At 61.6% G+C, this 10,095-nt stretch carries 9 protein-coding genes; 4 read left to right on the top strand and 5 right to left on the bottom strand.

From position 1 onward, the window contains the following. The 3 genes from ABT116_RS34880 to ABT116_RS34870 form a co-directional block, all read right to left on the bottom strand. Positions 1-839: hypothetical protein (locus ABT116_RS34880; protein WP_351642255.1), on the bottom strand; the 839-nt coding region annotated here is incomplete at its 3' end. Positions 840-850: 11 nt separating this feature from the next. Continuing rightward, on the bottom strand, positions 851-1,318 hold the full coding sequence (locus tag ABT116_RS34875) for an NUDIX domain-containing protein (RefSeq protein ID WP_351642252.1): 468 nt from the start codon (positions 1,316-1,318) through the stop codon (positions 851-853). Continuing rightward, the gene (locus ABT116_RS34870; protein ID WP_351642250.1) at positions 1,311-2,066 is read right to left on the bottom strand and encodes a DUF5919 domain-containing protein; all 756 of its coding nucleotides are present in this window, start codon (positions 2,064-2,066) and stop codon (positions 1,311-1,313) included. The genes ABT116_RS34875 and ABT116_RS34870 overlap by 8 nt, the downstream gene beginning before the upstream one ends. A gap of 482 nt (positions 2,067-2,548) precedes the next feature. Here ABT116_RS34870 and ABT116_RS34865 point away from each other — a divergent pair, with 482 nt between their 5' ends. Both ABT116_RS34865 and ABT116_RS34860 read left to right on the top strand, forming a co-directional pair. Further along, positions 2,549-2,944: a hypothetical protein gene (locus tag ABT116_RS34865; RefSeq protein ID WP_351642247.1), complete on the top strand. Its 396-nt coding sequence runs from the start codon at positions 2,549-2,551 to the stop codon at positions 2,942-2,944. Then, on the top strand, positions 2,941-3,201 hold the full coding sequence (locus ABT116_RS34860) for a DUF7848 domain-containing protein (RefSeq protein WP_351642244.1): 261 nt from the start codon (positions 2,941-2,943) through the stop codon (positions 3,199-3,201). The genes ABT116_RS34865 and ABT116_RS34860 overlap by 4 nt, the downstream gene beginning before the upstream one ends. 287 nt (positions 3,202-3,488) lie before the next feature. Here ABT116_RS34860 and ABT116_RS34855 read toward each other — a convergent pair whose 3' ends face one another. Continuing rightward, positions 3,489-4,265 carry a hypothetical protein gene (locus ABT116_RS34855; protein WP_351642243.1) on the bottom strand — a complete coding sequence of 259 codons (777 nt, stop codon included), beginning with the start codon at positions 4,263-4,265 and terminating at the stop codon, positions 3,489-3,491. Positions 4,266-4,450: 185 nt separating this feature from the next. On the opposite strand from ABT116_RS34855, the gene ABT116_RS34850 reads away from it, so the two are divergent. After that, positions 4,451-6,208: a DUF262 domain-containing protein gene (locus ABT116_RS34850; RefSeq protein ID WP_351642242.1), complete on the top strand. Its 1,758-nt coding sequence runs from the start codon at positions 4,451-4,453 to the stop codon at positions 6,206-6,208. Between the two features lie 49 nt (positions 6,209-6,257). Here ABT116_RS34850 and ABT116_RS34845 read toward each other — a convergent pair whose 3' ends face one another. Next, complete coding sequence (locus tag ABT116_RS34845; protein WP_351642240.1) at positions 6,258-9,407, bottom strand: DEAD/DEAH box helicase; 3,150 nt, start codon at positions 9,405-9,407, stop codon at positions 6,258-6,260. A 463-nt stretch (positions 9,408-9,870) separates the two neighbouring features. Between ABT116_RS34845 and ABT116_RS34840 the strand changes: the two genes are divergently transcribed. Then, the coding region (locus ABT116_RS34840) for a VOC family protein (protein ID WP_351642239.1) at positions 9,871-10,095 on the top strand (225 nt) is incomplete at its 3' end.

Genomic DNA, 10,095 nt, shown 5'->3' with positions numbered 1-10,095 from the left:
CTGATGATCTCCTCTGCCGTGCGACGCGCAGGCTCCAAGCGGGGGTCCTCGGGGTGAGCGTGCGGCCCGAGAATCTTCGAGCAGACAAACAGAGTCATCAACCTCCCGTCCCGGCTCTCGAAGTCGGGGCGTCGCTCGTGCCATACACGTTCGGCCAGTGCCGGGACAGCAAGGGAGCTTGCCCACAATGAGGCGGAGTCCAGACCCTCCGGGGCGTTGCCCCAGTCCTCCCAGTCGAAGATCTGGAGCGCCGGGGCGGTCATGTTGGCCCAGTTCAGATCGGCGTGGGCCGGTACCCATCGCTCCACGGTTGTGTCGAAGTCGCCAGAGAAGACGCCGCGGATGGACTCGGTGACGAGAGCCTGAGTGATGGTCACGGTGTCCGGTGTTGCGACCCGCATCGTGTCGTGGGCTGCCAGCGCGTCCAAGGAGGCGTTCAGCGCCGTCCACCACTCCTCGGTCAGGTCCGGGGCTGTACGCAACACTGCGGTGCCGATGGGATCACCCGACAACAGCGCGGTCTCGTCGGCCCTCCACATCACGGAACCGTCCACGTCCCGCCAGACCGCGCATCCGTACCATTCGGGTTGAGCGACGCCGTCCAAACACGCAGCACTCTCGGCTCCGTTCCAGCCCTGATCCGGGATCTTGTCGACCGGGCGTCGCTCGATGCGTACCCAGGTGTCGCGGTCTGTTCTCACGCCTACCGTTCGACGCTTGCGCACCAGGGTTTCTGACAGCAGACGCGCTTGCAGAGATCGTCCGACGCGACGAAGGACACCCTCGACGGGGTGTACACGAAGATCGGCAGTCTGACCTCTGGAAACCGAGAGCGTCATGTGCGGGCCGGTCACCGCGCCGCGGGCATGTTGCCGTCGCGCCAGTCGGTCACGCGCTTGCGGACGCCGGCGACCATGGGGAGCCCGTCGACCTCTGTGGGCTCGAACCAGCGGACATCGGTGGACTCCTCGGACACTGCCAGTCGCCCGGACACGGGACGAGCGAGAAAGCAGATGGAGAACTCTTGCCGCACCTCGCCGTCGTCGTACGCGAAGACGTGACGGGGGTTGCTGTAGGTCCCGACGATGCCAGTGATCTCGACATCGAAGCCGGTCTCCTCGCGGGTCTCCCGTACCGCGCACTCCGGCAATGACTCACCGATGTGCATCGCGCCACCAGGAAGCGCCCACATGCCGTTGTCGCGTCGACGCTGAAGCAGGATGCGCCCGGCGTCGTCCACAACGATGGCGGAAGCGGCCGGAACCAAGCTGTTCGCGGCGGGGGCATCCGGGGCGTCCTCGTAGTCGCGCCTAGCCATTACCTTCCTCTCCCCATACCGGAGTGCCTCGCGCCCACAGTTCCTCAACATGCGAAGCGAAGCGGTCGAACATGCCGTCATCCTGGTGACGACGCAGATGCAGCGTAGGAGCATCGTGACCGACGCTATGCGTCAGCAGGGGCGTGACGATCATGTCGTCATCGAAGCGGAAGACGGACAAGTGCGCGTGCCCATCGCTGTACCGTGCGTCGATGCCCACCTGACTTCTGATTTTCTCCAACTCGGAGAGGGTGACACGGATTCGCGTAGACAGTGTGAGCGCAACGGCCTCGTCTTGCTCCCGGGACCGCGTGAGATCGCTGTCAGGCTCGCCCAGCAGGAAGCGCACTCGACACCCCTGAGCAGCTTTGCGCTGTAACGCAGCACCGAGCCGGGCCTGTTCCAGCCACAGGAAGTAATTGGTGTAACCGGCGAATGTCAGCTCCCGCTCGGACCTGGTGATCAAAGATCGCCACAATGAAGCCGGGCAACTGGACCGGTACGGGTACACGGACACGACCTCACGGTCTGGACCAACCTTGATCGCCTTCTTTGCGGCGGCAGGCCACAACACTGCCTCATCCTCCCCGAGTGCCTCACAGACGTCCCACCGATGCCGGGCATGGGGGATGCGCCCGGCTTGAGTGAGCCATCGGCCGACCGTCTTGATGTCGACTCCACACTTCTCCGCCAACTGACGATCTGTCACGCGAGCCTGAAGCATGGCACGACGTAGTGCTTCGTTCACGAGTACCTCTTGGGACGCCAGGGACGTTTTTCACCGTAGACCTACTTTGTGCCTAACGGTCGGGGGACGCAGTAGGAACGCACCACCGGGGGCGGAAGTGTGGTGGACGCATGACGCGCAGACCCCCGCGACCGTGGCGACGGTCCGGGGGCGTGGCCACCAACGAGAAGGGTTGATGACATGGCCCACGGTATCGCCGGCCTCTTTGAACCGCTGCTGCGGTTCCTGTTTCCCGCTTCGGGGCGCCACAGAGCACCTGGCCCGCGCCCCGTGACGCGGTCGCAGGACCCACCGACCGTTCCTCACTCACGCACGCCTGCGCTCCGGGGCGAGGACATCGGCTTGGTCCGCCCGTACCTCGTCGCTCACGAGCGCCGTGAGAAGGAACGGCGGCGGCGAGCGCGGCGGCGAACGCTCTTGGTCGCCGCGTATGGCGTCGATATCACTCCACGCTGGACCCACTGCGTGGAGGTGGCAGCCTAATGAGCTACGACCGGGACAGCGTCCCTGCGGTCACCCCTGGACTGCGACTGCTGCCGTGGGAGACCGACTCCGGTAAGCCGTGCTTCCTGTCCACCCACGGCGCTCCCGGCCTCCTGGCCCGCATCGCGGACGAGATCGAAGCAGACCAGTTGCGTGACGGCGCCCACGTTCTCAAGGGCGCTCAAGCCGTCTTGGACGACCAAAAGTCCGGGGAGTACGCGGTACGCCAGGCACTGCGCGCCGCCACGCAGTGCCTGGGTGATGTCTTGCGGATCGCTGACAGCCGAGGAGCCCGTTTGCCGCAGCTGGCGGACAACGACGATGACGGCGACCGCGACCGGGATGACGACACCGGCGACGACGCATCGCAGGTTCAGGCCGGGGCGGTCGGATGAGCAAGGGCAACGAGATCGGCCGGCGGTACCGGTTCGCGGAGTGGGCTCTGACAGCTGTGCCGACCATGGTGGTGCGCCACTGCGGCAAGTGCCTCATGTGCGGTCAACGCTCCGCAGATACCGCGGAACCGGACGAGGCCCAAGTGTGGTGTCTGAAGCACGCGGGCCTGACGCACCACAGCGGCTACGAATTGTCGGCGTTCCAGTACTTCGACGCCACCATGGCTGACCCCGAGACCGAGCCGCACGCGAGATAGAGCGACATCAGGTCAACCAAGGACAGGTGCCCCGCATCTCGCCCGGAGGGTCGGGGCCCCTGTCCTGTGGGGACCGCTGGGAGCGGTGAAATGGGGTCATCTTTGAACGTTACCTGTGTGTTGGCAACCAATGTCCCGAGAAGCTGAACGACGTATAGAACGCCTCCCGGGTGCCATGGCCCAGGCGGACCTCGGGTGGAAGGTGTGCCTCGGCGCTGTCGAGGAATCGCTCGGGTGAGTGTGGATGGAAAACTCTGCGAGGAGAGCTGTTCCCTTGCCAGCCTGCCCTATTTCCACTCTTCAACAACGGTAGCTATCTCTTTGACGATTGCTTCACCGCCAGTGATCGATTCTTGGATAATGGGAGATGCCTGATTGAAGACAACGCAGGCAGTAACGAGCGCCAGTAGCGCCGTCTTCCATCGGTTGGAATTGTCGGCAGATACATTCACCAGTGTCGCCCCGGCTTGAGCAAGTGAGCCGATGACCGTGCTGGCCTCTTCGGATACTCGCGCCCCGCCAAACAAGTTTGCGTTCTCGACTAGCCAGATCAGATGGCGAATTTGCGATATTAGTTGATCTCGCACAGGCCCATCAATGTCTTCATTTCCCATGGCGGTGAGAAACTCGATCCACTCTCGACACTGGGTTACGATCTCTTCGAAGTTGGAACTGCGTGGCGCAGCGATAGAGCCGACCAGGTGGCCTGATATCAGGTCGGCAGTTGATTCAAGATGGTCAAGCCTGTTCGCGTCGAATAGGGCGTGCGGGGTCCGAGTTGCGTCAGACCAGTTCAGGATCGGCTGCATGACCAATGTCCACCATGAGCCGACATGGCGCTCACAACGCATGCGACTTCTCTCAGGAAGAGAGTTCACCTGGCGAATCGTCATTTGCAGGAGGGCGACGACTTCCGAGTGACGTTTGGCGAACTCCAGGCTGCCCCATTCCGCGTCAAGGGCCTTGCACCAGGCATTTTGTAGATTCGCCTCGCCTGAATCTCGCACAAGAGTTAGCAGGGTGTGCAAGTGATGCGCAGCGGTATTCTCGACGGAAACGTCCATGGCCCTCACCAGTCGCGAGTTCTTGAAAGTCGAATGTATCAGTTGGACCCTGCATGCTGCTCAGTCACGCGTGACTGAGCAGCATGCAGGAATGGATATTCTTCGCACATCGCCCTCAACCCCCGCATGCTTCGGAGTCAGACGGTAGGCTCTTCTCTCCCAGGCGGCATGTGGAGGTTCCAAGGATGGCCATCATCAAGCAGGCGCAGCGTCAGACCCTCGGACAGCTGATTGGCGCAAACAATCCAGTGGTGACTGTGCCAGATGACAGCCAGCGTCAGTACGCGTGGACCAAGAAGGAAGTCGACATCTTCTGGGCCGATATCGAGAAGTTCAAGGAAGCGCGTGAAAGTGGTCGCGAGTCCGCTTCGGAGTACTTTATCGGCCCGGTTGTGACTATCACCGGAGAATCGATCAAAGGTCGGTCGCTACTTGATGGCCAACAGCGGCTGACGACCTCAACGATCCTGATTTCTGCCATCAGGGATACTTTGTGGAGTATGAAATCCACGGAGGGCATGTCGAGCGCCAACAATATCCAACGCGACTACATCGCGCGTAAGTCTGGCCGCAAGGAGCCCATGGAATATTTCCTGGTCATGTCGCTTTTTGATCGAGACTTTTTCCGTGACAACATACAGGACTGGAATGAGGCTACAGGAGAATGCCCTAAAGTTGAGAGTCCTTCTCGCCCCTCGCACAAGCTGATACTGGACGCCTACAGTAACTTTCGAGCGAAGATCAATGCCCGCTTGCAGGAGTACCTCGACGACGAGGACCGTTTGGACTATCTCGACTCCTTGCGTGAATGTCTGATCGATGGACTTGTTTTTGTGGAGATTCAGACGCCTTCCTCAAGTGACGCAAACGAAGTGTTTGAGACCATCAACTCCCGCGGTAAAGACCTGTCCACCGTGGATCTTGTCCGCAATTTCTTGATGGAGAAGAGTCGCAGCGATAATGAGAAGTCTCGTGTCAATGATGCCTGGCGCTCACTTCTCGATGGGTTCGATCGGCGTGAAGAGATAGAAAAGTTCCTTCGTCATTTCTGGGTCTCAAAGCATGGGGATGTGAAATCCCATAGCCTTTACTCAACTATTCGAAAAGACTTGACAGGTCGCTTTGATAAGCGCCCTCAAGAATACGGCGTTGGTGCTTTTTCGGCTGAGCTCGAGAACGCTGCAGGTCGGTATGCTGAGCTGATTACGGGCAGTACGGGAGATGCTGGCCTCGATGCCTCTCTCGCAGAAGTCAAGGCGATGAGCGCTGATGCTCTGTATCCGCTCCTCCTGTCGGCCTCGGGTAGTTTCAGCTACTCCGCTCTGCAGACTCTTTTGGAAGCTTCTATCAGCTACTACGTGCGTTGGACGGTGGTCGGCAGGCGAGAGTCGACCCTTCTGGAGGAGAACCTCTTTGGGGTTGCTAAAGAGTTGGCCAAGGGTGGATCACTCGAGGGAGTAAATCAGAAAATCCTGGCCTGGATTCCGGATGACGAAACTTTCGAGACTGACTTCAAGGAAGCCTCGATTCCCAAGCAATCGCAGTCACGTTATCTTCTGGCGAAGATCGAGCAATATCTGCGTGCCCAGCATGACGTACATGAGGAGGTGGCGTTGGGTGACGGTAAGGTATACGTAGAGAACATCTACCCACAAAAGCCGGCTCCTGGACTACGTCTCGAAGAGCATGAGAGCCTTGTGAGCCGTCTGGGTAACCTGACGCTCCTTGCTGGCAAGAGGAATGCTAATATATCTGGGCTGTCTTTCCCTGAAAAAGCGCATCTTTATTCGGGGTCTGCGTTGCTTGTCTCTTCCCGAACAGCGGTTGACGGGCTGTGGGACAGTGAGAAGTCAGAATGGAAAGTTTCCGGAATTGAGGAGCGTCAGGCCATCTTGTCGAAGATGGCACTCGAGGTTTGGCCCGGCGGGGGCCGGTTGACATAAGCCTGCGGTGTGCAGCCCGGAATGCGCTTTGCCCCCGTCAAGGATTGTCTCACTGGCCTTGCCCAGCAACGAGAGCGGCGTAACTCATCGCATCGGTCGGAAGCGGGTGCTGAAGCTCCCATGTGATCGCCATTGGCCTGCTTCCGACGTGGCGCTGATAGGTGGCAGGCCCGAGAAGCATCCACGGCTGAGGCTTCCCGATGTCCGTGTTCTTGTATCGGCGCATGAAGAGCAGTACGTGACTGCCTCGCTCGGCGTGGTGCTGGTAGCGCAGGCCTGTGGGGGAGCTCTCAGCAGTGGAGTTCTGGGACTCCCAGTGGAAGAGGCTCGGGCTCAGCGCGTAGTCCCTGTACCGGACGGTGGGGGAGAAGTCCCTCTCGTTCTTCTCCAGAGTGATCAGTAGGGCATCTGTCTGGAGGTCCTCTACCCACTGAACACCCTGCGCGAAAGACCTGGGCATCTGGCCGCCGAAGCGCGCTACTCCGAGGGCGGCCAGAATCTCGGAGCGGTTGTAGGAGCAGTGGACCTTCAGCGGTACTTGGCTGTGGCTGCCAGACAGAGGGATCGGGAGGTGGTCCGCCTGATCGATGACGTAGGTCAGGACCTGGCGAAGTTCATCGCGGACGATGGGTTGGGCGCGGAGAGCGTCCAGGCCCTGCTGGAAGCTGGTGAAGCCACCGGCGTTGTCCCACAGGTTGAAGAAGAGCATGCGGGCGTAGGCCTGGTCAGCGGAGCTAAGGGCGTTGTAGGGCGGTGCGTCGTCAGCTAGGAGGCGCAGGTACGCGTTGGCGCGATCTGGGTCGTCGACGTGAAGGAAGGCATGGACGCGCTTGAGTACAGCCGATTCGGCGACGGGCTCCGCCGCCTTGATCAGGCCTGCCTTGCGTAGGACGGATGTCCAGGAGTTGTCGCTCTTGTACAGCTCTTTGATCTCCCTACGGCTCTCGCGCAGGTAGTCGGCTAGCTGTGGAGTGTCATAGGCCTTGACCTCGCTCACCAAGGTTCTGACCGTCGCCTGCAGTTGTGTGCGGATGTTGTCCAGCACCAACTTCTTGGCTTTGCCTTCTAGGAGGATCTGGCAACCAGATGGCAGGAGGGGAAAGTCGTGCTCGATGTGATCAACAAGCCGGTTCCGCGAGAGGTTGGTCAAGGCTCGAAACTGCTCCTCGAACCGGAACTCCGCCCGATGCTGCCCAATGAAGTCGAGGACGGTAAGCACGGGCTTTGTCTCCGTACGGCGTAGTCCCCGCCCCAGCTGTTGAAGGAAGACTGTCGCGCTGTTGGTGGGCCGCAGGAGGAGGAGCGTGTCGACATCCGGGATGTCGAGTCCTTCGTTGAATAGGTCCACGGAGAAGATGACTTGCAACTTCCCCTCTCGCAGATCAGCGAGGGCCTGGGCCCGTACAGCGGCCGGTGAGTCGCTGGTGAGAGCAATAGCCTGAAGGCCGGCCTCTCGGAAGAAATCCGCCATGAAGCGGGCATGCTTCTTGTCGACACAGAAACCAAGCGCGCGCATGGCTCCCGGCCGGGACACCTTGTCGCGGATCTGCTTGACCACGATGCGAGCCCTGGCCTCGTTGCCCGTGTAGAGGTTGCCGAGGTCCTGCTCCACGTATGTGCCCCTCTGCCAGGCAAGATTCGTTAGGTCTGTGCCATCAGGGATGCCGAAGTAGTGGAAGGGGCACAGCAGGTCATTCTCAAGAGCCTCCCAGAGGCGCATCTCAGCGGCGATGCGGCCATCGAAGAACTCGCCCTGCACATTGAGCCCATCCATCCTCTCAGGGGTCGCGGTGAGTCCGAGCAACTGCCTGGGCTGGAAGTGGTCGATGATGCGGCGATAGGTGGTGGCCGTGGCGTGATGGAACTCGTCGATGACGATGATGTCGAAGTGGTCAGGAGCCAGCCTTTCGAGCCGCTGGACGTTGAGTGACTGGACGCTGGCAAAGACGTGGTCCCATGTTTGTGGGTCCTTACCCCCGTACAGCAACTCGCCGAACGAGGCGTCGTCCAGCACCTCCTGATAGGTGCGCAAGGATTGTTTGAGGATCTCCTTGCGGTGTGCGATGAACAGCAGCTTGGGTCGGCGGTCACTGAAACTCTTGGCCAGACTTCGGTAGTCCAGGGCCGCCATGACGGTCTTGCCAGTGCCGGTGGCTGCGACCAGCAGATTGCGGTCGCGCCCTCGAAGCTCGCGCTCGACCCGTAGGCGCTCCAGCATGTCCTGCTGGTAGGGGAAGGGACGTACCTCCAGCCCAGAGAGGTTGATTTTCAGGTCAGTGGTGGAGGTAGTGCCGCTTGCCTGGGCCAGTGCTTGGTCTAGGCGCTCGGTGTGCTGATCGGGGTCGTAGGTCTCGAACGCGGAGTCGTTCCAGTAGGCGTCGAAGGTCGCCTCGAACTTGTTCAGCACGGCTGGGGTGGCGATGGAGGACAGGCGTACGTTCCACTCCAAGCCGTCGAGGAGTGCGGCCTTCGAGAGGTTTGAGCTGCCAACGTACGCCGTGTCGAAGCCCGTGTGCCGTCGGAACAGCCAGGCCTTGGCGTGCAGCCGAGTGGACCGGATCTCGTAGTTGACCTTGACGGTCGCGCCGAAGTCGCGGACAAGGCGGTCGAGTGCGTGGCGGTCGGTAGCTCCGATGTAGGTGGTCGTGATGACCCGGATCGGCACCCCTCGCTCTTTCGCGGCGCGCAGTGAATCCTCGAGGACACGGATGCCGTACCACTTCACGAACGCGCAGAGCAGGTCGATGCGGTCTGCGGTGGCCAGTTCTGCTCGTAGTTCAGCGCCGAGGCTGAGGTCCTCGGGGGAGTTCGTGATCAGTGACGTCTCGGACAACGGTGTGAGGGGGCGAAGAGCATAGGCACCCGGGGCCTCCTGCTGCGCGAGGGCCAGCAGTTGTCGCGGGCCTTCGACGATGGTGCTTGCCGCCCCGCTCGCATCGGGGGCGGTGGAAGCCAGCGATTCGAGGATGCGGTTCGCAACCGAGACTCGGTCTTCGGGGCGAAGCTGGCTCAGCCTTTGGTTGACGGCCTCACCGATGTGGCGAGCCAGTACATGAGGGCTGGACTCAGGAGTGACCTCTGCGTCGATGGCCTTCCAACCGGCGGCCCTGAACTGCTCCAGTTCGTCGTGGACGTCGTGAGTGATCAGCTTCTCGTAGACACCCGCGATCGGCTTCACCTGGCCCCCTGCGTCTGCCACGACTGCTCCCCCTTGATCCCTCGTTCCTTACGCGCACGATCACTCGTGGCGGCAGGGATCAGTTCTAACAGCAACTACTGACACCTGTGAGGTGTACCGGCAGGTGAACTCCGGTTGCAGCCGGGCCGCCCGCTTCCTGGCCAGTGTCGTCCCTCCGCACCCCGCCTCAAGGGCGCTCCACTCCGCTGCGCTGCGTTCCGCGTCGGCTGCGCCGATGGCCCTGCGGGCCACCCTTGACCCGGGCCGCTCCGGCACGGGAGAGAAGCGAGCGGGCGGCCCGGGGGAGCGGGGCCAGCGGTTTGTAGCGCAGGGGTGGCTGCCTGGGTGCTCGGCGGTGGCGGGCGCGTCAGCGGTTTCGCGCACGCCGGGTCGGCTTGGCGGCTTGCGGCCCGCTGTCTCCAGGGCCGAGTGGTGATCAGGTTCGTCTGAGGCCGGTGCCCGGTGCTGCCCTACGCTGCCCTGCGTGATCGCCAAGCTGCAGTGTGGGGTGCTGGATTGCGCCGATGTCGTTGAGTTGTCCCGGTTCTACCAGTCGCTTCTCGGCGGCGAGGTGAACCAGCCGGATCCGCGGTGGTCGCTCGACGACGGCTGGGTGACGCTCCACACCGAGGGTGGCTTCGTGCTGGCTTTCCAGCGGGTGGGGGACTATCAGCCACCTCGTGGGCGGGATCTCGTCCTGCCTCAGCAG

It is taken from the genome of Streptomyces sp. NPDC002130 (assembly GCF_040296465.1).
GTDB lineage: Bacteria > Actinomycetota > Actinomycetes > Streptomycetales > Streptomycetaceae > Streptomyces.
This window is presented reverse-complemented; position numbering and strand designations above follow the sequence as displayed.